The following is a 26,585-nucleotide window of genomic DNA, read 5'->3' as shown; positions in this document are numbered from 1 at the left end:
GAGGGGGCAGAATGAAATTGAGGGAGTAAATACCCCCTCAAACATTAGAAATTATTTCGAAAATTGATGACCAATAAAGTAGATAACAGAGGAAGAAACTAACCCAGCTACGACAACGGAAAGTTCAGGGGCGTAAGCATTCACTATTAACGCAATACCAGAGGCGAGTACCCAAGCAATGAAAGCTAATGGTTGCCAGTTCTTTGTTTCATCATTTTTACGTTTGAGGACTAATTGATCCATGATGATAATCGCTGCAATCGGTGGAACAATAAGACCCAGTAGATTTAACCACGTTTGGAATGCGTTCCAAATGCCAGTGATGGCAACAATAATCCCGATAACACCCAAAATAATGGTTAAGGTTCTCATTTTGCCTTTGGTAATATGAGACCAACCCACCGCACCATTGTATAAACAGTGAGTACAACCCACGCCCAAGTTAACAAACACAAAAATAATCGCGAGAACAGACAGTAATGGGCTTGAATTTGCCAATATGGTGATAAAGTCACCGCCAGTCACTTCAGGGTGTAAAACGACGCCAGTGGCAACAATAATCGCACCGATCACTTCCGCAAAAAATTTGGAAATCGGGAAGGCGGTAAAGGCAGCGAGAAAGCCTTGTTTACCGTTTTTTGCCCAGCGGGTAAAGTCAGCGGTCATGGTGCCAGAATCAGTAAAGGTGGAGAAAATCATCGTGACGGCAACGCCAAATGATAGCGCTCCAGCACCGACGGCAGGTTGATAATTGATAATATCGGATGAACCATTTTCCATGGCAATTATCACAGAAATAACACCTAAAATTAAATACATCGGAGCTGCGATATAGCCGAGGACCGCAAGCGCTTTAATACCGATAAAGGTCGCTGCGACATATAATATTCCGCCGAGTAATGTCATGAACAATAAATTTTGCCCGAATGAACGGAACATCGTATCACCGGTGAGGCCAACCATCAGGGCGAACCAACCGATAACAACGGTAGCAAGTAAACCTGAGACAGCGATATAACCTTGTTTACCAAATGTTTTTTTAGCGGAAATGGCAAAGTTCTCGCCAGTTTTCCCTGCTAAGTAACTTAAAGAACCGATTACTAAACACAGCAATAAATTCCCCACTAAAATAGCCGTCACTCCCATTTTGAAACCTAAAAGTGCAGTGACGATACCGCCAATAACCGCACTGGTTAAAACCAACGGAAAGCTATACCAAACAGCGGAAACCGAGGCAAAACTTTTTCGGTGTTCGAGGGGAACGGGAACATGTTCATATTCAGAATCTAATAAAACATTGTCTTTTTCTTTATTGGACATATTAGGTGAACCTCATTTTAATTAAAATTAATTGGCGTACCTATAAAAATTAATAATAAAATTTTTATATTTTAAATTTTATGGATGTGAGTGAATTAGCGAAAAAAATAAAATAAGTCTCATGGTGAATAAATTATTTTATTAACCTGTAATTTATTGATTTTTTTGGTTTGTTTTTATGGTGTAGCAAGCATAGCAACAGTGAGAGCAGAATAGAATCCATTTAAAAAGCATTCATCAATAATGTGGTCAATTGTTGATTTGTTTTCAATAAAGGCACTTTTATGTGATTGCACACATCGTTAATGAGTGGATTAATGTTGTTTTTAGATGATATTTAGGAAATAAATTTTAAATTTAATTTTTTCATTAAATAATAAATTTGAATTTGTGATTTCAATCAAATTGAATGTTTTATATTTGTTAAAATATTATTTATATAAATATAACGGATTTATTAGGTTGTCATTTTCCATTCACAAAACCTTCATCAAACTGACGTATTACCCCCGTAGCATCATCGGCAACGATTAAGTCCCAAAGAGGATACCAAGATGATGCAACATGCTCTCTCTTCATCGAGTGAGTGCTCGGCTATTTTGCCTTTCAGGCAAGTCGCGAGCGACTTACCCATGATCGCAATACAAAATTTGTCACAGGCTTTTTCACAACAATATGTCCTTAATGGCATCGATTTAACAGTGGAAAAAGGTACGGTTTTAGCGCTGCTGGGGCCATCTGGCTGCGGTAAAAGTACCTTGCTCAAACTGTTAGCGGGCTTATTGCAACCCACTGATGGCACTATCCAATTTGCCGGCAAGACCGTCGCAAGTCCTCACCACCTCGTCCCTCCAGAGAAACGCAATCTTGGCATGGTATTTCAAGATTATGCTTTATGGCCGCACATGACTGTTGCGCAGAATGTCGCGTTTCCCTTGAGAATGCGGGGCGTTGCAGGGCAACAGATTGAAGCTCGCGTGACTCAAGCCCTTGAGCGTGTTGGGTTAATTGATTTTGCCAAACGAAAACCCGCGGATTTATCCGGTGGGCAGCAACAGCGCGTTGCACTCGCTCGAGCCATTATTGCTGAACCTGAAATTTTGTTATTCGATGAACCCCTTTCCAACCTCGATATCGCACTGCGCCAATCCCTTTGTGAGGAAATGGCACAATTGTTGAGAGCTCTGGAAATTACTGCGGTGTATGTCACTCACGATCCCGCTGAAGCCAATACGTTAGCACACCAAATTGCCCATATGCGTAATGGCAAAATTGACCGTTTGACGACCTTATGAAGAGAGAAAATTCCATGCAAAAGTTAACCGCAAAACACGTTTTTTCATTAAAGGGTATTACCATGAGCCTTGGCCTTTCCTGCGCACTATTTTCTGTTTCAACTCAAGCCATTACCGTCTATACCGCAGGGCCTGGCGCGATGGCTAAGCAACTGGCTGCAGGGTTTGAAAAACAAACGGGCACGAAAGTGGATGTATTCCAAGCCACAACGGGCAAAGTGATGGCAAGGCTTGAGGCTGAGCAAGCCAATCCACGAGCGGATGTGTTGATTTCTGCTTCATGGGATACCGCGGTTGATTTACAACAAAAAGGCTGGTTATTGCCTTATGAAAGTCCAAATGCACAGCAAGTCCCTGAGCGTTTTAAAACGCCTTATTATGTCGCCCAAGGAATTTCAGCTCTCGGTATTGTGTGGAACAGTAAAAGTGGTACGCCAAAACCAACGGATTGGCAAGATTTAGCGCAGCCTGCATTTAAAGATAAGGTGACGATGCCAGACCCTGCATTATCAGGGGCATCGTTGGATTTAGTTTTAGGATTACAGAATGCCAAAAAAGAGGCTGCGTGGGCACTTTTTGCTGATTTAAAAGCCAACGGTATGGTGATATCGGGGCCAAATGCGCAGGCGTTAACCCCAGTCTTACAAGGGGCTAAAGCCGCTGTATTTGGTGCGGTGGATTATGTGGCCTATGGCAGCATTGCTAGTGGCGAGTCCATTGAGGTAATTTTCCCGAGTAGCGGTACTGCAATAGCCCCGCGCCCAATGATGATTTTAAAAAGTAGCAAGCAACCTGATGAAGCGAAAGCGTTTATTGACTATGTGCTGTCACCTGAAGGTCAAGAAATCGTTGCCAATGCATGGTTGATGCCTGCTCGTGCAGATATTACGGGGAAACGCCCTGATTTCTCAACACTTACATTATTGCCAGAAGCCACGACAGACAGCGCTGAGCGTAGCGATGTTCTTTCTCGTTTAAGCGCCTTGTTCCGTTAGTTTTCTAGATAATAATTAGCAAACCGCTGGGTAGGTCTCTTACCCAGCAGGAGTGTTGTTTCTAATGATAAAAATTCGTTTTCTCCCTTTAATGGTGGTGATTGCACTAGTCATTTTAGTGGTTATTCCGCTGTGTTTTATTGTGTTACAGGCGCTGTTTCCACAACTAGGACAAGGGCTGTTTTCTCAACCTTTTGAACCGATTATTCATCTAATCAATGAGCCAGAACTCCCCGAACTATTACAAAATACATTATTGCTCGGCGTCGGCGTTGCAATCATCAGTGCTGTGATAGCTATCCCTTTGGGGGCGTTACGTGGCTTATTTAACCTCCCGTTTGCCAAGGTTTGGGATTTACTTTTTTTGATCCCATTTTTGATCCCACCTTATATTGCGGGTTTATCATGGATGTTGACATTGCAGCCGAACGGGTATTCCCAACAGCTATTTGGAGTTAGCCCAGGAAGCGCAATATTTTCCTTAGGGGGAATGATGGGAATTATGGCGCTGAATTTATTTCCAGTGCTGTATTTTGCGGTCTCACGCAGTATGGCAGCGAATGGTAACCGCCTTGCTGACGTGGCGAGGGTACATGGCGCCCCACCTTGGCAGGCCTTTTTCCTCGTTACTCTTCCGTTATCATTACCCTCAATAGCGGCTGGGTTATTGCTCGTGTTTACCTTAGCGATTGAAGAATATGGCATTCCCGCGGCTATTGGCGCGCCAAATGGGATCCGCGTACTCACAACAGACATTGAACAGCGTTTAGCGGATTGGCCGATTGATTTACCCGGTGCGGCATCGTTATCACTGATTTTGGCGAGTGTGGCAATTTTTGCTTATACCTTGCAACGCTCGATAGTTTCGGGGAAAAACGTCGCGACGACGACAGGGAAAGCTGCAGCGTTGGTGACGCGTTCCTTAGGGGTATGGCGCTGGCCTGTTGTCGGGGTATTTGCAGTGGTGAGCTTTTTCGCCGTCGGGATGCCGCTACTGGCAATGTTTGGTACGGCATTTTCGTCGACAGTTTCAGGCGGTCTAGTACTAGACAATTTAACACTAAGGCATTTTTCTGGCTTGGTTGACTCCCAAACTGAAGCGCTAGATGCGTTATTCACCAGTGTGTCATTAGCCAGCGCAACCGCGGTATTGACGGGCGTGTTAGGCTTTTTATCTGCGTGGTTGGTGGTTTCTCAACGTATCCGTGGTGCCGTTATCATTGATGCCTTGTCTTTATTACCTATTTCCATTCCAGGGATCGTGATTGCGGTAGGGATGATTTTAGCGTGGAACCAGCCATTTTGGCCTGTTACTCCATACCATACTTGGGGCATTTTACTCCTCGCCTACAGTTGTTTATTGTTGCCATACCCTGTTCGCTATTGCAGCGCAGCGCTCACTCAAATTGGTGGCAGTTTAGCGGATGCCGCACGAGTACACGGCGCATCTGCAATAACGACATTACGTTTGGTGCTGTTCCCATTAGTTTTACCAAGTTTACTGGCAGCGATGATGTTAGTGTTCGCGGTGGCATCGCGTGAACTCGTTTCGTCACTGTTGCTCGCTCCCGCAGGGATGCAGACGGTATCTATCTTTGTGTGGCGGCAGTTTGAGCAAGGCTCCATCGGTAGCGGCATGGCGATGGCCTGCGTTGCCGTGTTGATCAGTTTAAGCTTGATGCTGTGCGCACAATGGGTGCAGGGGCGTTATAGCAGAGAATAATGTGGAAGAACTCAAGGTGGCAATACGCCACCTTGATGATATCGACTAGCTTATATCACTCGCGTCGTGGCGCTCGCGCACTTGCTGTGCGGGGTCGCCTTGTAAGCGATTGACGCGGCGGCCGCGTTGTACCGCAGGGCGTGCATACACTTCATCTGCCCAGCGAATGACATTTTTGTACTCATGTACCGATAAAAACTCGGCGGCGTCATACAGCCAGCCTTTGACTAAAGCACCATACCACGGCCAAATGGCCATATCGGCGATGGTGTAATTATCACCTGCCACGTATTTATTATCTGCTAAGCGTTTGTCTAACACATCAAGTTGGCGCTTAGTTTCCATGGCAAACCGATTGATTGGGTATTCATATTTTTCAGGGGCGTAGGCGTAAAAATGCCCGAAGCCGCCTCCCGCAAAGGGAGCTGAGCCCATCTGCCAAAATAACCACGATAATGTTTCGGCGCGTTCAGGTTGAGTCGTCGGTAAAAAGACAGAAAATTTTTCTGCTAAATAAGTGAGAATCGAACCTGACTCGAATATACGAATGGGGTCTTTACCGCTTCTATCAACCAATGCCGGGATTTTTGAATTCGGGTTGATATCCACAAAGCCAGACCCAAACTGGTCACCTTCGCCAATATTAATCAACCAAGCATCATACTCCGCTTCTTGAATGCCCAGCGCTAACAGCTCCTCAAGCATAATCGTCACTTTTTGGCCATTAGGCGTGCCGAGTGAATAAAGCTGTAGTGGGTGTTTGCCAATCGGGAGCTCCTTTTCGTGCGTAGCACCAGAAACGGGGCGGTTAATATTGGCAAACTTGCCGCCATTACCTTGCTGCCATTGCCATACTTTGGGTGGAATATACGGTGTATCTGCCATTGATTATCTCCTTAATCGTGTCAAAGGATTTGCTTCAATAATCCCATTATTAACGCTTCCACTGTAGCAATCTGCCATCAATTCGCCACCTTTTTTATCGGTTTTTGCTGTGTTCAGGGATCGAACAGCACAGAGTGGATGAAATATACCACTTAAATAGAGTGAGTCTTTCTCTTTGCATAAAATCTGATTGGAGAGGCTGTGGAAGGATTGTTAATACGCACAATCATTAATTAAAGAATTGCCCTTAGGTATTTATATCTTAAACATTAAGTTGGTAACTAAAGGTAAATATTTATCGTTGAAATCAAAATGGCACGTTTATACGACACTTAAGCAAAAAATATTTAACAAATAGATTATGCAAATAACTAACCCAATTCAAAAAAGGATGTGAACAATATGTGAACATTGGCACTAATTTCATAAGGTGCATTTTATACATTGAATACCAATAAGAGATACCCGTTGGTTGGAGTGTGCCCATGCTTGCGTCAAATTCAAATATTTATCAAAGCCTACTAAACAGGGCAAATACACAGCCTGATGCTGTAGCCATTGTTTTTGAAGAGCAAAATTGGAGTTATCGCCAGTTATTGGTGAAGGTCAACCAAACGATGTTTTGGCTAACATCGACCCTGCAATTACAAAAGGGCGACCGTATTATTTTGGGGTGGGGAAATACCATTGAGTTTTGCCAGCTATTTTATGCGGCGGTGGGACTGGGCATTCAGGTTATTCCGTTGAGCACCAAAATGAAGGAGTTTGAGGGCAAAGAGCACCTTTCACGTATTAATGCCGATGCTATTTTTTGGGATGATAGCTACCAGCCGTGGTTGGGAGCATTAAGTGCGAAGGGGATTAGCCTTTCTCAGTGGAAAACATTAACGCTGGCAGACGAAATGACGTTTGTTAATCAGGTGAGTGAAGAAGACCCAGCCGTAATTATTTTCACCTCAGGCACAACGGGCGCACCAAAAGGTGCGGTCATTACGCATAAAAATATATTGTCAGCCATTAGCGCTTACCAACAAACGTTAAAACTGACTGAAAATGATAAAACAATATTAGCGGTTCCGATTTACCATATTACTGGGCTGTCTGCGATTTTAGCCTTATTTATTCACATTGGTGGAACGATTTTCCTGCATAAAAAGTTTAATGCTAAAGAGATGATTTCAATTATTGCAAAAGAAAAAATTACCTTTTTACATGGTTCACCAACAGTCTTTATTTTATTAATTCAAAAAATAAAAGAAAATAAGAGTATTAATTTAGAGAGATTTAATTCATTAAAAATGATTGCATGCGGTGCTGGGCATTTAAATGAAGGGACTATTAAAGAGCTTTCATATATTTTTTCGAAAACATCAATTCATTCGATATATGGTTTAACAGAAACGTCATCCCCTGCAACGGTATATTTAGACGATATCCGAAATAGCCCCAAAAAAGCCAGTTCAGGGACGCCAGTTCCGGGGCTAAAAGTATCGATTAGAAGCGAAAAAGGTGAAGAGAAATCAGCCAATAAAACGGGGAACATCTGGGTTAAAGGGGATGTTGTGATCCAACGTTATTGGCCTGATAGCCCTGCAAATACCACCTCATTTCAGGATGGATGGTTTTTTACTGGGGATATCGGTTACCTGGATGACGATGGCTTTCTTTATATTCAAGACAGAATTAAAGATATGATTAACCGAGGCGGTGAAAAAATCTATTCCATTGAAGTGGAAGATTTGATTTCTAATTACCCTGGTGTGAATGAAGTTGCTGTGATCCCAATCGAAAGCCCGATTTATGGTGAAGAGCCTATCGCGTTTATTATTCCAGAAAGCCAAGTTTGCTTAACCAGTAAAGAAATTATGGAATGGCTAAAAGAACGTATTCCGAATTATAAAGTTCCTGTGAAAATTATGTTCACCCGTAACTTTCCAAGAACATGGAATGGGAAAATAAGTAAGAAAGATTTAAAACAACGATATTACTCTTTAAATAGCTAACAGCTAATTCGTTTTTAATTCATCAAATAAAGGGCTATGAAAAATTAGCCTTTAGGTAGGTTTTATCATGAATAATAAGTTTATCTCTAAACAAGAAGCCGCTGAATTAATTAATGATGGCGATACGATTTGTACTGTGGGAATGACATTAACCAGCGCAGCAGAATCTATTTTGTCTGCCATTGAACAGCGTTTTTTATCTGAAGGCTCACCGACACAATTAACGTTAGTGCATGCTGCGGGGCAATGTAACCGTATTCGCGGTAATCAACATTTTGCTCACCAAGGTATGGTGAAGCGCATTATTGGCTCTCACTGGGGGCTAGCACCGCGCTGGATGCAGATGATCAACGACAATGAAGTAGAGGCTTACTGCTTACCGCAAGGGCAAATGGTGCATTTATATGGTGCGATGGCAGCGGGCCTTCCCGGTCGTTTATCCAAAGTGGGTTTAGGGACATTTATTGACCCTGACCTAGAAGGCGGCCGAATGAATGCGAAAACGCTAGTGCTGCCACCGTTAGTCGAAAAAGTAAATTTCAAAGGGGAAGATTGGCTGTGGTACCCCGAAATTCCACTGGATGTAGTGGTAATCCGTGGAACGCACGCAGACAGTAAAGGTAATTTGACCACCGATGAAGAAGCGATGTCGTTGGAAGTGTTGCATGCGGTTTTAGCGGCAAAACGCTTTGGTGGAAAAGTTATTGCTCAGGTGAAGTATTGCGTGGAAGAAGGCACTTTGCACCCGAAGCGGGTTACTGTTCCTGCCAGTTTTATTGACCACATTGTGATTTGTGATAACCCAGAAGAAGACCACCGCCAGTCTTCAAGTTGGTTCTTTGACCCAACACTGTGCGGTGACATCCGCACGCCTGTACAGCAAGCCACACCATTACCTCTCGATATTCGCAAGTTGATCGGGCGTATCGCTTGCCGTTACCTCACTGAAAACTGTGTGATTAATTTAGGGACAGGGATCCCGAATGATGTCATCGGTTCAATTATTCAAGAAGAAGAAGCCACCAAACGCGTTGATATCACTGTGGAATCTGGCATTTGGGGTGGTGTGCAAGCGGGTGGTATTGATTTTGGTATTGGGCGCAACCTGTCCGCAATGATCAGCCACCAAGACCAAATGCTGTACTACAACGGGGCGGGGGTAGATATCACCTATATGGGCGCGGGAGAAATGGATGCCAGCGGTCATGTGAATGCCACTTTGCTTGGCAATATCTGCCCAGGAGCAGGTGGGTTTATTGATATCACACAAAATGCGCGTCACGTGGTTTTTTGCTCAACATTTACTGCCAAAGGGTTAGATATTCGCTGTGAAAATGGGCAGTTAAAGATTATTCGTGAAGGGGATATTCGTAAGTTGGTGGATAGCGTTAGGCAGGTTTCTTGGAACGCAGATGTGGCACGCCAGATTAACCAAACCATGCATTTTGTTACGGAGCGCGCGGTATTTACTTTGGGTGGAAAAGTGCCTGTATTAGTTGAAATCGCCCCGGGTATTGACCTTGAGCGTGACATTCTTGCCCATATGGATTTCGTGCCAGAAATCTCCCCTGATTTGAAAGTGATGTCGTCTTCATTATTTGAAGAAGCCCCTTTTGGTCTGGTTTCGTATTTATAGTTTCAATATTAAAGAAGGATTTATTTATGTTAGTCAAAGACAAAGTTGCCATCGTCACAGGTTCTGCAAGAGGTATTGGTTTTGCTATCGCACAGGTGCTGGCAGAAGAAGGCGCCAAAGTCGTGATTTCTGACCTCGCCATGTCCTCTGGCGAAGAAAGCGCAAAACAGTTACAGGAGCAAGGTTTTGAAGCCGTGTTTATCCCGTGTGATATTTCCAAACGCGAACAAGTCAACTCGCTGTTTTCCCAAGCCAAAGAACACTTTGGCGGCATTGATGTGATTGTGAATAATGCAGGGATCAACCGCGATGGCATGCTGCATAAGTTAAGCGATGACGATTGGGATAAGGTTATCGACATTAACTTGAAAGGTACGTTTAACTGCATGCAAGAGGCAGCCAAACTGATGCGCGAGCAAGGCAGCGGCCGTATTGTGAATATCTCTTCAGCGAGCTGGTTAGGAAATGTGGGGCAAGCTAACTATGCGGCCTCAAAAGCAGGGGTTATTGGCTTAACGAAAACGGCTTGCCGCGAATTGGCGCGTAAAGGCGTCACCGTCAATGCTATCTGCCCTGGGTTTATTGATACTGATATGACCCGTGGTGTGCCTGAAAAAGTGTGGGACATCATGATCAGCAAAATCCCAGCAGGTTTTGCAGGTGACCCACGAGATGTTGGGCAATGTGTGGCGTTTTTGGCGTCAGATAAAGCGCGCTATATCAATGGTGAAGTGATTAACGTTGGCGGCGGCATGGTGCTGTAGGAGAACAGAATGAAAAACGCAAATGATATTGTGATTGTTAGCGGTGTAAGAACGGCGATTGGTACCATGGGTGGCAGTTTTGCGAATACGCACCAACACGATTTAGGGGCTGAAGTGATCCGCGAAGCCGTAAAACGTGCAGGGATCGCGCCAGAAGATGTGGACGAAGTGATCGTCGGAAACGTGGGGCAAATCGCAGAAAGCGGTTTTATTGCACGGATCTGTCAATTACGTGCAGGTTTACCAAAAGAAACAACGGCTTACTCCGTTAACCGTCAGTGTGGATCGGGGTTGCAAGCGCTGGCAGATGGCATGATGTTGCTGCAAACAGGTCAGTCAGATGTCGTCGTGGCATGCGGAACAGAAAATATGACCATGCTGCCGTACTACTTACGTAAAGCGCGTTATGGCTACCGTATGGGTAATGATGTTTTAGAAGATGGTTTGACGTCGATTTTAACTTGGCCAGAAGGCCCGTATCACAACGGGATGACGGCGGAAAATGTCGCGGAGCAATTTAATATTTCTCGCGAAGAAATGGATGACTTTGCATGGGATAGCCAGCAAAAAGCATTGAAAGCTATCGAAGCTGGCTATTTTAAAGATGAAATTCTGCCGATGGAAATTCAAGAAGGGCGCAAAGGGACGCGTATTTTTGATACGGATGAACACCCTCGGGATACCCCAAGAGAAAAACTGGCAAAATTACGCCCGGCATTTAAAGCCGATGGTGTGATTACTGCGGCTAACTCTTCAGGGATCAATGATGGTGCCGCGGCATTGGTGATGATGCGCCGCGAAGAGGCCGAAAAACGCGGTTTGAAACCACGCATGAAAGTGGTGGATTGGGCGGTAGCGGGTTGTGAAGCTGCCATTATGGGGTTTGGTCCCGCCCCTGCGACACGCCGCTTGATGGAAAAACTAAAGATGGATGTCAAAGACATTGATCTGATTGAGTTAAATGAAGCTTTTGCTGCTCAAGCGATAGCTGTTATGAATGATTTGTCATTAGATAGTTCACGGGTCAATGTGAATGGCGGGGCGATTGCTTTAGGTCACCCAGTTGGGGCGAGTGGGGCAATTTTACCGGTTAAATTAATGTATGAAATGGAACGCCGTCAGGTTGCTACAGGGTTAGTGACGATGTGTATCGGTGGTGGTCAAGGGATATCAATGTTGTTCGAAAGAGAATAAGAAATACTGCAAGCAAAAAGCCCGACGTGGGGCGTCGGGCTGTTGCTGAGGTAATAACAACAGGTATTGGTAACGCTATGAAGCACCAAATCTGTTTCACTGCAACATGAGGATCTTATCTATGTTTTCTACAAATGCAAAGTTAGATTATGCGGCACAGGGTAAAAAGACCAACGCAAAGATATATCGCAACCTGATGCCGCTATTGATTTTGGCTTATATTATTAGTTTTATTGACCGTACCAATATTGGGATGGCGAAGCATGCCATGTCGATTGACCTCGGATTATCTGCAACTGCATTCGGGATTGGTGCGGGGTTATTTTTCCTGACCTATTCAATTCTTGAGATCCCAAGTAACTTGATCATGGAAAAAGTGGGTGCGCGTTTTTGGATCACGCGGATCATGATCACGTGGGGGCTTTTATCGGCTGCAATGGCATTTGTCACAGGGCCAACGTCTTTTTATGTGTTGCGCTTATTACTAGGCGCTGCAGAAGCGGGTTTATATCCTGGGGTGATCCTGTATATGACCTACTGGTTTAGCCAAGAGGAACGGGCTAAAGCGACGGGGTTATTTTTATTGGGTGTGTGTCTCGCCAATATCATTGGTGCGCCATTAAGTGGTTTATTGTTAAGTATGGATGGCTTATTAGGCTTCCATGGTTGGCAGTGGATGTTTGTGATTGAAGGCTTACCTGCGGTTATTCTTGCGTTTGTTGTTTGGTTTGTTTTACCGAATAAACCCGAAGACGCAAAATGGTTAGATGAAGACGATCGGAATTATATTAAATATAAACACGAGCAAGACCAAAATAGTATCAGCGTCAGCAATAACAAATTCTCATTAAAAGCAGCGTTTAAAAACAAAGCATTTATGATGATTGTTGCGATTTATTTTACTCACCAATTCTCAGTATACGGCTTAAGTTATTTCTTACCGACTATTATTGGTGAATACGGCAAATTAACGCCAATTCAAATTGGTTTATTAACGGCAATTCCTTGGATTTCAGCAGCCATTGGCGGTGTTTTTGTGGCAAGAAAAGCCAACACACCACGCCGTTCATCCCGTATCTTGGTTTCAGGGTATGCCGTGATGGCTGTCGGTCTGGTAATAGGAGCTCTAGGTGGCCCGGTAGTTGGGTTAATTGGTTTTTGCTTAACTGCCTTTATGTTCTTTGTGGTGCAATCCATTATTTTCTCACTCCCACCGACTTATATGAGTGGTAGTATGCTGGCAGGAAGTTTGGCATTACTGAATTGTTTGGGGCTGTTTGGTGGTTTCTTGGGGCCATTTATTTTAGGGTTCTTTGAAGATTACACGGGGACAGCCACCTCTGGATTATGGTTTGGTGTCGGTCTGTTGGTTATTGGCACACTTATCGCTTCAAGGGTAAACACTAACGGTATGAGTAACAGTGAAAAGGTGGAAACGCTAGCATCGGTACAAGCGAAATAACTCAACATCGCCATTTACAATAGGAAAGTTTACATGAAAATTGTTATCGCACTTGATTCCTTTAAAGGAAGTTGCTCAGCACAGCTTGCATGCCAAGCAGTTGCTGAGGGTTTCAAGCGTGTATCCTCCGATTTGGATATGACATTATTGCCCATATCTGATGGCGGAGAAGGCCTGTTGGAGTCACTAGAGCATAGTCCGGTTTTATCTGGTGTAACGCCTTACATATTGACGTGTACTGGGCCCTATGGCAGCAAAGTTGATGCGCGGTTATTAGTGTTGGAAGGAAAAACCGCCTTTATTGAAATGGCTCAAAGTAGCGGTTTAGAGCTTGTCAAACCTGAGCTTCGCCATGCCGAAAAAGCCTCGACATACGGTTTGGGGGAGATGGTTAAATACGCCCTCGATTTGGGGTGCAACCGCATTATTATTGGCATTGGCGGAAGTGCAACAAACGATGGCGGGGCGGGCTTTGCACAAGCACTAGGCGCTCAATTTTACGATGAAAACAATCAATTAATGAGCTCGCCAATAAATGGTGAGAATCTCATTAATATCGCAAAAATTGTGTTGGATAAGTTTGATCCCCGTACGAAGGCCGTTGAATTTAGCGTATCTTGTGATGTAGAAAACCCGTTGCTGGGTAAAAATGGGGCAACGTATATCTATGGCCCACAAAAAGGCGCTGATAGTGCAATGCTCGACCAGTTGGAAGCGGGTATGAGGCACTATGCCCAATTAATGTCGAACACCCTAGGGAAAGACGTCTCTGCCGAGGCGGGTAGTGGGGCGGCGGGGGGCTTAGGTGCTGGGCTACGTTGGTTCGTGGATGCCAAGCTCGAAAAAGGTATCGACCTTGTTTTGGGGTTATTGGGGGCAGAGGCTTATATCCAACAAGCAGATTTAGTCGTGGTTGGAGAAGGGCGAATGGACAGCCAAAGTGCGAATGGTAAAGCCCCTGTCGGTGTTGCTCGAATGGCAAGTCGCTATGGCGTGCCGACAATTGCTTTATGCGGTGGATACAGCGAAGATAGCCGAATTTTGTACCAACATGGCATCACCGCGATGTGGTCACTGTGCCCAGGCCCTGTCTCTTTAGAACAAGCAATGGTTAACGGAGAACGCTACTTGGCGGATACCGCTGAAAACTTGCTAAGAACGGTATTATCAAGCCAAAAGAAGTCAATAAAACAATAAGATGAGGCGGTAATATGCTACTGACTGAAAAATTAGCCAATGATATTGTCATGCGTGCAATGGGGATTATCCACCACAACGTCAATGTGATTAACAGTCAGGGCGTGATTATCGCCTCAGGTGAAAAAAAACGTATTGGTGAAACTCATGAAGCCGCAGTGGAAGTGATCCGTTGCGGCAAACGGATCACCATCTACAATGAAAATGAAGCGCGCGCATATTCCAATGTTGCACCGGGGATCAATCACCCGATCATCGTGGCAGACAAGGTGGAGTTAGTGATTGGTGTTAGCGGCGATCCTGTGGTTATTCAGCGTTATGCTGAGCTAGCCATTCTCACGGCAGAACTATTGATTAAGCAAGAGATTGAACGTCGCAGTATCAATTGGCAGCACCGTTTGCGGGATATGTTATTTGTACAGTTTATTGAAAGTACCACGCCCATTCAGGGGCGAAGTGCATTATTAAAGCTGCATAATTCTGGTTTTTCGTTTTCGCTACCGACTATTCCAGTGATTATTAATATTGAAGCTATACAATATCGCCCTGAAATTCTAGATACCATTATTACCGAATTATCGGCGATGGAAAAAAGTGATGTACTGCTACTCAACAGCCGTGAAGTTTTGATGTTATTTCCCTCAAAACACTATCAAAATGAATCGTTTATCCCTAATTTACATTTTATTTTGGATAGCCAATTGAGCCAGTATTATATTGGCGTTGGCGTGCAAGCAGATAGCGAAGAACATGTACGTGATGCAGTGCATTTTGCGCGCTCAGTAATTGATGTTGGCCGCCAAACCGTCCCTGAGAAACAGGTTTTCTTATTTAAAGAAATGGCCTCATTTTGTTTGTTTAATGAGTTAGAAAACAGTTACTTATTTAATTTCTTTTTGGACATTTGCAACAAGATTTTATTGCATGACTCAGGGGAAAGCTTGTTAGAAACGTTAGAGCTGTTTTTATCGCAAAATGGTGAAATTGGGAATACCGCTTTGCAGCTTGGCATCCACCGCAACACGCTAAGTTATCGGTTACAACAAATCAAAAAGCAAACGGGGCTCGACCCGACAAAATTTACTGATTTAATTCAATTGTCCGTGGCAATGCATGGCTACCGTCGGCGTTATCCAAAACAGCAGCCATGGCTAGATGCATTAACCTAATAAATCAGTCGGTTACTTTTGCTGTAAAACCCAAATCGCGGCTTCAACGCGCGATTTTAAATTAAGTTTTTTCAGCAAATGCTTCACATGCACTTTAACGGTACTTTCCGTAATAGTTAATTTATTGGCAATTTGTTTATTGGATAAACCCTGTGAGATTAAATCCAATATATGGGTTTCTCTTGGGGTGAGCGCCGTTAAATTATGATCTGTCGATGCGCGGTTATCTCTTAATGATTCAGCTAAAACAGAGGCTAACGTTGGGCTGACTACCATTTTACCGCTGGCGGCTTCTTTCAATGCAACAATCAGTTTTTCGGGTTCCATATCCTTTAATAAATAACCATCAGCACCGTGTTTTAGTGCATTAATTAAATCTTCACCATAATTAGAAACGGTGAATAAAATAATGCGGCCAGAAAGTTCGCGACTACGTAAATTACTGAGAACTTCAAACCCGTTCATTCCTGGCATATTTAAATCTAATAGGATTAAATCAGGGTCATATTCTTCGGCAAGTTTAATACCTGTTTCGCCGTTATCTGCTTCTCCTATCACCTGCAAGGTTGGTTCTAAACTGATTAGTTGTTTAACGCCATTGCGCAGCATAGGATGATCATCAATGAGTAAAATAGTGGATTGCCCAGTCGTGATATTTTTGCTTTCCATCAACACGTAACTCCAATTTAATTAAGCCACAGCGAGTGGGAATGTGACGCTGACTATCGTTCCCCCCTGAACGCGAGGTGTAATTTGGTACTCCCCGTTTAAGCTCAGAGCCCTTTCCCTCATGATAATCAGCCCATAATGGTTATTTTTTGTGGGCTGGGGTTGAATGCCATCACCATTATCTTCAATGGTGATGGTGATAACGCCTGAATTTTCGAATAACGAAACTTGCGACCAATTTGCATTGGCATGCTTGAGAATATTACTCAAGGCTTCTCGGATTATCTGTATGATATGAATAGCTTGGTGCGGCGAAATACTTTTCGCTGGAATTTGGTAATTCAAATCTATTTTAAAGCCAACACGTTGGCTAAATTCACTGAGGGTACTTTCCAAAGAGGGTAATAAACCCGGTTCAGTGAGTTTTAACCTAAAGGTGGTTAATAATTCACGTAATTGGCTATAAGCAGAATTAATTTCATTGCGCATTTCATTGAGTAAATCTTGCTGTTTATTAGGCAAGGATTCAGGCTGCATTTGCAGATAACTAATTTGCATTTTTAAACATGATAACGATTGAGCAATAGAGTCATGGAGTTCTCTGGCGATTGCCGAGCGTTCATCCATAATTAGCAATTGTTGTTGCTGCTCTAATTGGTGCGCCATTGCTAACATGCCAGTGATTTGTTTGACCAACATCAGCACTAAATTATTTTGCTCATCAGATAAAGGCCTATCTATTGGGATCTCGGCTAGAATAGCCCCATAGCGGTGTAAATTATCGGAGATATCCCACGATAATACTGTTGAATGTTCCACGCTTTCAGAGGTTGGAAATTCACCACAGTGGATGTCATGAAAATAGGTATCGTTATTTTCTTCATATAGCCGCAAGCTGATATTTTTAAGGGGTGTTAGGTTTTGCAGCTCCACCAGTACTTTTTCCAGTCGTACCGCCAATGGGTCAATGGAATGCAAAGTACGATTCGATTGATACAGGTACAGCAATACTTTGTTTTTATTCTGTAAATCTGCTGTTTTTTCTTCAACGCGAGATTCTAATTGATGGTAACTTTGTGCTAATTCGTCAGACATTTGGTTTAATGTTTGCCCAAGGGCGCTAAGCTCATCGTGTTTTTTATACGTTGGATAACGTTGGCTAAAATCCCGATGGCTAATCGCATTCACCATATTTAACAGTTTCAGCCAAGGGTAATAAATTTTCTTTCTAAAATGGCAAATAGTGAAGAGTAATAATAGGGAAACGAGGCCGATAAATACCATTTGCGTCATGGCAACATAGGTCATTTTACGTTCTGTTTTTTCGTCGATACTTTTTACTAACTCATCGATTTTATTAACAAAAGTGATAACCTCAAAGCGTGCATCATTGGGGGAAGTGGCTTTTGCTAGCGCAGGTCTTAAACCGTTTAGCCAATATTGGTGAAGCTCGCTAAATAGGGGCGTTAAATTTTCAATTTCGACCACTTGGGTTAATTCAGGACTTAATAAATCACGTTCAAGTTCATTCAGATAAACATCCGAATAGGTATTGAGTGGCGTTAATGAAAGCAAGTGATAACTTTGCATTCTTAGCGACCCTGATTTATTTATTGCGTGAGCGTTCCCTTGCACGCTAATAATCATTTGGTTGGAAATTGTCATGCCAATAATACCGAGTACGGCAATCAATAACATTAAGCCAATAACTTGGTTAATGATTGAAAATCGACGGTTCGCAGTTGGCATACATAATCCTTAATTCCATTGCATCATTATTCAATATTTTTTATAACGCTATTATTGTTCCTCTATTCGACAAAATTGAATATGCCACTTCGGTATTACTCCCTAATATCTCACTGAGTATTTTTGCTAAAAATCTCATCAATAAGTGTTTTTAATGATTAATGTTATTTGTTTATATTCAATAAGTTAATTGATACTACCCCTAGTACTCCTCTGGTGGGCTGTCTGAATTTTACGCCAAATTTGATTTAAATCTCCCTTGATTTAGATCAGCTTCATGCAGGCTTATTCGCCACACACTGCGCTCAGAAAATCGTATTTATCGGGGTGAGTTATGTCTCAACGAGAGAGTGTTAATCATACTGCTGTGCAGCCAAAAGGCGTTATTCAGGATTGGCGCCCTGAAGAAAGCCAATTTTGGCAGCAAACCGGCCAGCGAATTGCTAAGCGCAATTTGTGGATTTCAATTCCGTGTTTGTTGCTCGCATTCTGTGTATGGATGTTATTTAGCGCGGTTGCCGTTAATTTAAATAAAGTGGGTTTTAATTTTACCACTGACCAATTATTTCTATTAACCGCACTGCCTTCCGTTTCAGGTGCATTATTACGCGTGCCTTATTCTTTTGTTATTCCTATCTTTGGTGGTCGTCGTTGGACGGCAATTAGCACCGTATTCCTGATTATTCCGTGTATTTGGTTGGGCTATGCGATTCAAGACCCAACAACGCCATACCAAGTGTTTGTGATTATTTCCCTGCTTTGTGGCTTTGCAGGGGCAAACTTTGCCTCAAGCATGGCGAATATCAGTTTCTTTTTCCCTAAAGCTCGTCAAGGTGGCGCACTGGGCTTAAATGGTGGCCTAGGAAACCTAGGCGTTAGCGTGATGCAGCTAGTTGCACCGTTTATTGTCGGCGTAGGTGTGTTCACTTTTGCAGGGGGAACCGGGGCGGTTCAGCCTGATGGTTCAGTGCTGTGGTTGGAAAATGCGGCGTGGGTTTGGGTGCCATTCCTGCTGTTTTTTACGGTGATGGCGTGGTTTGGCATGAACGATTTGGCTGCCAATAAAGCCTCTTTAAAACAGCAACTTCCTGTTTTGAAACGGGGACATCTGTGGATTTTAAGCCTGTTATACCTCTCAACATTTGGTTCATTTATCGGTTTTTCCGCGGGCTTTGCCATGCTGTCGAAAACCCAGTTCCCCGATATTGTTATTTTGAAATTTGCCTTCTTTGGCCCATTCCTTGGCGCATTAGCCCGTCCACTTGGCGGCATGCTGTCTGACCGTTTTGGCGGCGTCAAAGTGACGTTCCTGAACTTTATCGCCATGGCCATTTTCTCAGGTCTGCTGTTCTTCACCTTGCCAGAAAACGGCCAAGGTGGCTCCTTCGGCGCATTTTATGGCGTGTTTATGGTGCTGTTCTTAACGGCAGGGTTAGGCAGTGGCTCCACATTCCAAATGATTGCGGTAGTTTTCCGTAAATTAACCATGGACAAAGCCTTATTAAGAGGCGCTTCAGAGCAAGAAGCGCAAAAAGAAGCAGTAACAGAAAGTGCGGCAGCACTTGGGTTTATCTCTGCCATTGGCGCAATTGGTGGCTTTTTCATTCCAAAAGCCTTTGGGACGTCTTTAACCCTGACGGGTTCGCCCGCTGATGCCATGAAAGTGTTCTTTGTGTTTTATCTCTCTTGTGTGTTTATCACGTGGCTAGTCTACGGGCGTACCCACAAATAATAACAAGTAATAAAAACCCTTTTTAAGCAATGTACGGCGGCGGTCGCCGTCTCTTTGGAGGCAATCCGAATGAGCAAATTTTTAGACAGATTTCGTTATTTTAAGCAGCTGGGTGATACCTTCGCAGGCGGTCATGGGCAAGAGCTCAATGTTAATCGTGATTGGGAAGATGGTTACCGCAGCCGCTGGCAGCACGATAAAGTCGTGCGTTCTACCCACGGCGTTAACTGTACAGGTTCATGTAGCTGGAAGATTTACGTCAAAAATGGCCTTGTGACGTGGGAAACACAACAAACCGACTACCCTCGCACTCGCCCAGATTTACCTGACCACGAACCACGTGGTTGCCCGCGTGGTGCCAGTTATTCATGGTATTTATACAGCGCAAACCGCGTGAAATACCCGATGATGCGTAAGCGTTTACTGAAATTATGGCGCGATGCAAAAGCGGAGCACCAAGACCCTGTCGCGGCATGGTTATCCATCATTAGCGACTCAGAAAAAGCGCAGAGTTACAAACAAGCCCGTGGCCGCGGTGGTTTTGTGCGCTCAAGCTGGCAGGAAGTGAACGAATTAATCGCAGCCGCGAACGTGGCGACGATTAAAGAATTTGGCCCAGACCGCATTGTCGGTTTTTCACCAATCCCTGCGATGTCGATGGTGTCTTATGCATCAGGCGCCCGTTATTTATCCCTCATTGGTGGTGCTTGCCTGAGCTTCTACGATTGGTACTGCGACTTGCCGCCAGCATCTCCAATGACGTGGGGCGAACAAACGGATGTGCCTGAATCCGCGGACTGGTATAACTCATCCTATATTATTGCTTGGGGCTCGAACGTCCCGCAAACCCGTACGCCAGATGCTCACTTCTTTGCAGAAGTCCGCTACAAAGGGACGAAAACTGTTGCTGTCACGCCTGACTACGCAGAAATCACTAAATTCTGCGACCATTGGCTGAACCCAAAACAAGGGACAGACAGCGCAATGGCGATGGCGATGGGGCATGTCATCCTTAATGAGTTCCACGTCAAACGTGAAGCGGAATATTTCCGTGAATATGTTCGCACCTACACCGATATGCCGATGTTGGTAATGCTCGATAAACATGAAAACGGTAGCTATGTTGCTGGGCGCATGCTACGCGCTTCAGATCTGGTTGATTCTTTAGGCGAAGAGAAAAATGCCGAATGGAAAACTATCGCGATTGATGAAGAAACTGGGGCACTGTGTGCACCTCAAGGTTCGATGGGATTCCGTTGGGATGACAGCCAAAAATGGAACTTAGAACCGCGCGCAGGGCAAGATGCGCACCAGATCAAAATGCAACTCAGCCTTGCAGACACGCACGATGAGTTTGTTGAGGTTGGCTTCCCATACTTTGGGGGCTTAGAAAGCGAACATTTCCAAAGCGTTGAACTGAAAGACGTTTTACTGCACAAATTACCCGCGAAACGTATTCAGCTTGCCGATGGCAGCGAGTCACTGGTCACTAGCGTGTATGATTTGATGCTCGCTAACTACGGTATTGACCGTGGTTTCGGTGATGAAAACTGTGCTGTTGATTACGATGATATGAAAGCGTATTCCCCTGCATGGGCTGAAAAAGTCACAGGAGTGAGCCGCCAAGATATCATTCGTATCGCCCGTGAATTTGCGGATACCGCAGAGAAAACGCATGGTCGCGCCATGGTGATTGTCGGGGCGGGTATCAACCACTGGTACCACATGGACATGACTTACCGCGCCATTATCAACATGCTGATTTTCTGCGGCTGTGTGGGGCAAAGTGGCGGCGGTTGGTCACACTATGTTGGGCAAGAAAAATTGCGCCCACAAACAGGTTGGATGCCACTGGCTTTTGGCCTTGATTGGCAGCGCCCACCACGCCATATGAACAGCACATCATTTTTCTATAACCATTCAAGCCAATGGCGTTATGAAACCGTAGGGACGGAAGAATTACTTTCACCTTTAGCGGATAAAAAAGCATTCAGCGGCAGTTTAGTGGACATGAACGTGCGTGCGGAAAGAATGGGTTGGTTGCCATCAGCACCGCAGTTAAGTGTTAACCCAACCAATATTGCTAAACAGGCACAAGACGCAGGGCTTTCCCCTGTGGATTACACCGTTAAGCAATTGAAAGACGGCAATATTCGTTTTGCGGCAGAACAGCCAGATGACCCACAAAACTTCCCACGTAACCTGTTTATTTGGCGCTCAAACTTATTGGGTTCCGCAGGGAAAGGCCATGAATATTTATTGAAATATTTGCTAGGTACTGAAAATGGTATTCAAGGCAAAGACTTAGGTCAACAAGGTGGCGTGAAACCGGAAGAGGTGGAATGGCAAGATACAGCGGCACAAGGGAAAGTGGACTTAGTGGTGACTCTCGATTTCAGAATGTCGAGCACCTGCCTGTTCTCAGATGTGATTTTACCAACTGCCACTTGGTATGAAAAAGACGATATGAATACCTCGGATATGCATCCGTTTATTCACCCGTTATCCGCTGCGGTTGACCCTGCTTGGGAATCAAAAAGTGATTGGGAAATCTACAAAGGCATCGCTAAAGCTTTCTCCGACGTCAGTGTTGGCCATCTAGGCAAAGAAACCGATGTCGTCACATTGCCTATCCAGCACGATAGTAAAGCCGAAATGGCTCAACCTTTTGATGTGAGAGATTGGAAAAAAGGCGAATGCGACCTGATCCCAGGGAAAACGGCGCCGCACATTATTTGTGTTGAACGTGACTACCCTAATACTTACGCGCGTTTTACCTCCCTTGGCCCATTAATGGACAAATTAGGGAACGGCGGGAAAGGTATTAGTTGGAATACACAAGATGAAATTGATTTTCTGAAAAAACTGAACAAAACCCAGCCAGAAGGGGCTAATGCGGGGCGCCCTAAAATTGACACTGCTATTGATGCTGCCGAGGTGATTTTAACCTTAGCCCCTGAAACCAATGGGCAAGTGGCTGTGAAAGCGTGGGATGCGCTAAGCAAAGTCACAGGGCGCGACCATACGCATTTAGCGCGCTACAAAGAAGATGAAAAAATTCGCTTCCGCGATATTGTGGCACAACCACGTAAGATCATTTCTAGCCCAACGTGGTCAGGTTTAGAAGATGAACATGTCTCTTACAACGCTTGTTATACCAACGTTCACGAGATGATCCCATGGCGCACACTCAGTGGCCGTCAGCAGTTATATCAAGACCATGAATGGATGCGTGCTTTCGGTGAAAGCCTTGTGGTGTATCGCCCGCCAATTGATACGCGTGCGGCTCAGCCATTAATGGGTAAAAAATCCAACGGTTACCCTGAAAAAGCGCTGAATTTCCTGACGCCACACCAAAAATGGGGCATTCACTCCACTTATAGTGACAACTTATTGATGTTGACGCTCGGCCGTGGTGGCCCTGTGGTTTGGCTCAGTGAGGACGATGCCCGCGAGTTAGGTATTGAAGATAACGATTGGGTTGAAGCATTTAACAGTAATGGGGCGCTGACGGCAAAAGCGATCGTTAGCCAGCGGATCCCTGATGGCATGATCATGATGTACCACGCGCAAGAACGGTTGATCAATTTGCCGGGGTCAGAAATTACGGCACAGCGCGGGGGTATTCATAACTCAGTAACACGTGTTTGCCCGAAACCAACCCATATGATTGGTGGTTACGCCCATCTGGCCTATAGCTTCAATTACTACGGAACCGTGGGTTCTAACCGTGATGAGTTTGTGGTTGTTCGCAAAATGAAACAGGTCGACTGGCTGGATGGGGAAAACGATGCCTATCAGCAGACCCTGAGCGGAAAGGAGAAAGCATAATGAAAATTCGTTCTCAAGTCGGTATGGTGCTAAACCTTGATAAATGTATTGGTTGCCACACGTGCTCAGTGACCTGTAAAAATGTTTGGACCAGCCGCGAAGGCGTTGAATACGCATGGTTTAATAACGTCGAAACTAAACCGGGTATCGGCTACCCCCATCACTGGGAAGATCAGGAAAAATGGAAAGGCGGCTGGATCCGCACCATTAAAGGTAAGCTGGTTCCACGTATGGGGAACAAAGTCGGCGTACTGTCTAAAATCTTTGCTAACCCTGATGTACCTGCTTTGGATGATTATTATGAGCCATTTAATTATGACTATGGCCATTTAAAAAATGCCAAAGAAGGCAAACATGTGCCAACTGCGCGCCCACGGTCGTTGATCACCGGCGAACGGATGAGCAACGTGAAAATGGGGCCTAACTGGGAAGATGACCTCGGTGGTGAATTTGCGAAGCGTGCCGCAGATAAAAACTTTGAGCACATCCAAAAAGAGATGTACGGCCAGTTTGAAAATACATTCATGATGTATTTGCCACGCCTGTGCGAACACTGTTTGAACCCTGCTTGTGTTGCAACGTGCCCAAGTGGTGCGATTTACAAACGCTCTGAAGACGGTATCGTCCTGATTGATCAAGACAAATGCCGTGGATGGCGCATGTGCTTAACAGGCTGCCCGTACAAAAAAATCTACTTTAACTGGAAAAGCGGCAAGTCAGAAAAATGTATTTTCTGTTACCCACGGATTGAATCTGGCATGCCAACAGTTTGCTCGGAAACCTGTGTTGGGCGTATTCGTTATTTAGGTGTGTTGCTGTATGACGCCGATAAAATTGAATCGGCGGCGAGTGTGGAAAAAGAAACAGATCTGTACCAAAGCCAGCTCGATGTATTCCTTGATCCACACGACCCTAAAGTGATTGAAGAAGCGCAAAAACAGGGGATCCCATTAAGTGTGATCGACGCCGCGCAGAAATCGCCAGTGTATAAAATGGCGATGGAGTGGAAGCTAGCGCTGCCGCTGCACCCTGAATACCGCACATTACCGATGGTGTGGTATGTGCCACCTTTGTCACCTATTCAATCTGTCGCTGATTCGGGTTTATTGGCGAACAATGGTGTATTGCCTGATGTGGAAAGCCTGCGTATTCCAGTGCAGTACCTCGCCAATTTATTAACCGCGGGGGATACGGAACCTGTGCTGTTAGCACTAAAACGCATGTTAGCGATGCGCCATTATAAACGTGCTGAAACCGTAGAAAACCAGTGTGATACCAGTGCGTTAGAGCAAGTGGGGTTAACGGAAGCGCAAGCCCAAGAAATGTACCGTTACTTAGCAATTGCTAACTATGAAGACCGTTTTGTGATCCCATCCAGCCACCGTGAATTAGCGCGTGAAGCGTTCCCAGAAGCCAAAGCCTGTGGCTTTAGTTTTGGCGATGGTTGCCATGGTAGTGATAGCAAAACCAACCTGTTTAATAGTAGACGTATTGATGCCATTGATGTAACACCAAAAACGACACAGGAGAACACACTATGATTACGTTAAGAGTGATTTCTCGGTTGTTAGAGTACCCTTCAGAGGCGCTTTGGCAGCATCGTGATGAGTTAATCGAGGCGTTAGAGCAGGCGGATGAATTACCGGTGACCCGAGCGGTTCAATTGATGATGTTTGTGCGTGAATACCTCAATGAAAACTTGCTGGATATGCAGGCGCAATATTGTGAGCTGTTTGATAGAGGACGCGCGACATCGTTACTGTTATTCGAACATGTTCATGGGGAATCCCGTGACCGCGGCCAAGCGATGGTCGATTTAATGGGGCAGTACCAGCAGCATGGTTTGCAAATTGATTGCAAAGAGCTACCTGACCATTTGCCTATTTACTTGGAGTATCTCACTGTTTTACCACAACAAGAAACTGTGGGGGGCTTGCACGATATCGCGCCAATCTTAGCATTATTAGGGGAGCGATTAAAACAGCGTGAAAGCCGCTTTGCGAGCTTGTTTGAGATATTACTCGAGCTATCCAATAGCGAAATTGCCACTGAGCAACTTAGCGAAAAAGTGGCATCAGAAGCGCGGGATGACACGCCTCAAGCCCTTGATGCAGTGTGGGAAGAGGAACAAGTGAAATTTTTTGCGGATGAGAAAACCTGCGGCGGGGAAGTCACCGCCCATCAACACCGTTTTGCCAATGCCGTCACGCCACAATACTTGGATCTCGGCACGAGCAGCCATGTAGGAGTGCAAAAATGAATTTTCTCAATCAATTCTTCTTCGACATCTACCCATATATTGCGGGTACCGTGTTTATTGTCGGCAGTTGGCTGCGCTATGACTACGGCCAATACACGTGGCGTGCGGGTTCGAGCCAAATGTTAGATAAAAAGAATATGCGTCTGGCATCCAATTTATTCCACTTGGGGATTATTGGGATTTTTGTCGGCCATTTTCTGGGGATGTTAACACCACATTGGATGTATGAATCTTTCCTACCAATGCATATCAAGCAGTTGATGGCGATGATTGGGGGCGGTTCTGCGGGGGTGATGATGTTAATTGGTGGTGCGATGTTATTGAAACGCCGACTGACTAACCCACGTATTCGTGCGACATCTTCCTTTGGTGACATCATGATTATGGTGTTGCTGATGGTGCAAGTCTGTTTAGGGTTACTCACTATTCCATTCTCTGCGCAGCATATGGATGGCAGTGAAATGTTGAAATTAGTGGGATGGGCACAGTCTGTGGTGACATTCCATTGGGGCGCATCGAATTACCTTGAAGGCGTTGGCATCGTGTTCAAGTTACACATCGTATTGGGGATGACGATATTTTTACTCTTCCCATTCTGCCGTTTAGTGCACATTTGGAGTGCACCTATCGAATACCTAAGTCGTCGGTATCAGTTGGTGAGAAATCGCCACTAAGTTCGGGTTTCACAGGGAAGTGAGCCA

At 44.7% G+C, this 26,585-nt stretch carries 19 protein-coding genes; 15 read left to right on the top strand and 4 right to left on the bottom strand.

Going from position 1 to position 26,585, the window contains the following annotated elements; all coding sequences use genetic code 11:
- Positions 1-51: 51 nt before the first annotated feature.
- Positions 52-1,320: a cytosine permease gene (locus J6836_RS14915; protein WP_219244778.1), complete on the bottom strand. Its 1,269-nt coding sequence runs from the start codon at positions 1,318-1,320 to the stop codon at positions 52-54.
- 557 nt (positions 1,321-1,877) lie between these two features.
- Between J6836_RS14915 and J6836_RS14910 the strand changes: the two genes are divergently transcribed.
- The 3 genes from J6836_RS14910 to J6836_RS14900 all read left to right on the top strand — a co-directional run bounded on the left by J6836_RS14910 (position 1,878) and on the right by J6836_RS14900 (position 5,333).
- On the top strand, positions 1,878-2,615 hold the full coding sequence (locus tag J6836_RS14910; protein WP_425299575.1) for an ABC transporter ATP-binding protein: 738 nt from the start codon (positions 1,878-1,880) through the stop codon (positions 2,613-2,615).
- Positions 2,616-2,677: 62 nt separating this feature from the next.
- Entirely contained in the window at positions 2,678-3,610 is a 933-nt protein-coding gene (locus J6836_RS14905) for an ABC transporter substrate-binding protein (protein WP_374446639.1), read from the top strand.
- 64 nt (positions 3,611-3,674) lie between these two features.
- The gene (locus J6836_RS14900; RefSeq protein ID WP_219244776.1) at positions 3,675-5,333 is read left to right on the top strand and encodes an ABC transporter permease; all 1,659 of its coding nucleotides are present in this window, start codon (positions 3,675-3,677) and stop codon (positions 5,331-5,333) included.
- A 45-nt stretch (positions 5,334-5,378) separates the two neighbouring features.
- Here the strand turns inward: J6836_RS14900 and yghU are convergent, their stop codons facing one another.
- The gene (gene yghU, locus J6836_RS14895) at positions 5,379-6,218 is read right to left on the bottom strand and encodes a glutathione-dependent disulfide-bond oxidoreductase (RefSeq protein WP_219244775.1); all 840 of its coding nucleotides are present in this window, start codon (positions 6,216-6,218) and stop codon (positions 5,379-5,381) included.
- A 485-nt stretch (positions 6,219-6,703) separates the two neighbouring features.
- Between yghU and J6836_RS14890 the strand changes: the two genes are divergently transcribed.
- From J6836_RS14890 to J6836_RS14860, 7 genes are all read left to right on the top strand, one after another.
- Positions 6,704-8,221, top strand: coding sequence for a class I adenylate-forming enzyme family protein (locus tag J6836_RS14890; protein ID WP_219244774.1), 1,518 nt, complete (start codon positions 6,704-6,706; stop codon positions 8,219-8,221).
- 67 nt (positions 8,222-8,288) lie between these two features.
- Positions 8,289-9,857 (top strand): acyl CoA:acetate/3-ketoacid CoA transferase, encoded by a 1,569-nt coding sequence (locus tag J6836_RS14885; RefSeq protein WP_219244773.1) that lies wholly within the window; start codon positions 8,289-8,291, stop codon positions 9,855-9,857.
- Between the two features lie 26 nt (positions 9,858-9,883).
- On the top strand, positions 9,884-10,621 hold the full coding sequence (fabG, locus tag J6836_RS14880) for a 3-oxoacyl-ACP reductase FabG (protein ID WP_219244772.1): 738 nt from the start codon (positions 9,884-9,886) through the stop codon (positions 10,619-10,621).
- A 9-nt stretch (positions 10,622-10,630) separates the two neighbouring features.
- The gene (locus tag J6836_RS14875) at positions 10,631-11,815 is read left to right on the top strand and encodes a thiolase family protein (RefSeq protein WP_219244771.1); all 1,185 of its coding nucleotides are present in this window, start codon (positions 10,631-10,633) and stop codon (positions 11,813-11,815) included.
- Between the two features lie 121 nt (positions 11,816-11,936).
- On the top strand, positions 11,937-13,277 hold the full coding sequence (locus J6836_RS14870; protein ID WP_219244770.1) for an MFS transporter: 1,341 nt from the start codon (positions 11,937-11,939) through the stop codon (positions 13,275-13,277).
- A gap of 33 nt (positions 13,278-13,310) precedes the next feature.
- Positions 13,311-14,474, top strand: a complete 1,164-nt coding sequence (locus tag J6836_RS14865) for a glycerate kinase (RefSeq protein ID WP_219244769.1) — start codon at positions 13,311-13,313, stop codon at positions 14,472-14,474.
- Positions 14,475-14,488: 14 nt separating this feature from the next.
- Positions 14,489-15,643, top strand: coding sequence for a CdaR family transcriptional regulator (locus J6836_RS14860; protein WP_219244768.1), 1,155 nt, complete (start codon positions 14,489-14,491; stop codon positions 15,641-15,643).
- Between the two features lie 12 nt (positions 15,644-15,655).
- Here the strand turns inward: J6836_RS14860 and narL are convergent, their stop codons facing one another.
- Together narL and narX are read right to left on the bottom strand one after the other, a co-directional pair.
- Entirely contained in the window at positions 15,656-16,312 is a 657-nt protein-coding gene (gene narL / locus J6836_RS14855; protein WP_219244767.1) for a two-component system response regulator NarL, read from the bottom strand.
- A gap of 21 nt (positions 16,313-16,333) precedes the next feature.
- Positions 16,334-18,061, bottom strand: coding sequence for a nitrate/nitrite two-component system sensor histidine kinase NarX (gene narX, locus J6836_RS14850; RefSeq protein ID WP_219244766.1), 1,728 nt, complete (start codon positions 18,059-18,061; stop codon positions 16,334-16,336).
- A gap of 334 nt (positions 18,062-18,395) precedes the next feature.
- Here narX and J6836_RS14845 point away from each other — a divergent pair, with 334 nt between their 5' ends.
- The 5 genes from J6836_RS14845 (at position 18,396) to narI (ending at position 26,558) form a co-directional block, all read left to right on the top strand.
- Entirely contained in the window at positions 18,396-19,793 is a 1,398-nt protein-coding gene (locus J6836_RS14845; RefSeq protein WP_219244765.1) for a NarK family nitrate/nitrite MFS transporter, read from the top strand.
- A 69-nt stretch (positions 19,794-19,862) separates the two neighbouring features.
- The gene (locus tag J6836_RS14840) at positions 19,863-23,624 is read left to right on the top strand and encodes a nitrate reductase subunit alpha (protein ID WP_219244764.1); all 3,762 of its coding nucleotides are present in this window, start codon (positions 19,863-19,865) and stop codon (positions 23,622-23,624) included.
- Positions 23,624-25,165: a nitrate reductase subunit beta gene (narH, locus tag J6836_RS14835; RefSeq protein WP_219244763.1), complete on the top strand. Its 1,542-nt coding sequence runs from the start codon at positions 23,624-23,626 to the stop codon at positions 25,163-25,165. The genes J6836_RS14840 and narH overlap by 1 nt, the downstream gene beginning before the upstream one ends.
- Positions 25,162-25,884 carry a nitrate reductase molybdenum cofactor assembly chaperone gene (gene narJ / locus J6836_RS14830; RefSeq protein WP_219244762.1) on the top strand — a complete coding sequence of 241 codons (723 nt, stop codon included), beginning with the start codon at positions 25,162-25,164 and terminating at the stop codon, positions 25,882-25,884. The genes narH and narJ overlap by 4 nt, the downstream gene beginning before the upstream one ends.
- A complete protein-coding gene (gene narI, locus J6836_RS14825) occupies positions 25,881-26,558 on the top strand; it encodes a respiratory nitrate reductase subunit gamma (protein ID WP_219244761.1) in 678 nt (225 codons plus the stop codon). Before narJ ends, narI begins: the two co-directional genes overlap by 4 nt.
- The last annotated feature ends 27 nt before the right edge of the window (positions 26,559-26,585 follow it).

The organism is Providencia sp. R33 (assembly GCF_019343475.1).
Taxonomy (GTDB): domain Bacteria; phylum Pseudomonadota; class Gammaproteobacteria; order Enterobacterales; family Enterobacteriaceae; genus Providencia.
This window is presented reverse-complemented; position numbering and strand designations above follow the sequence as displayed.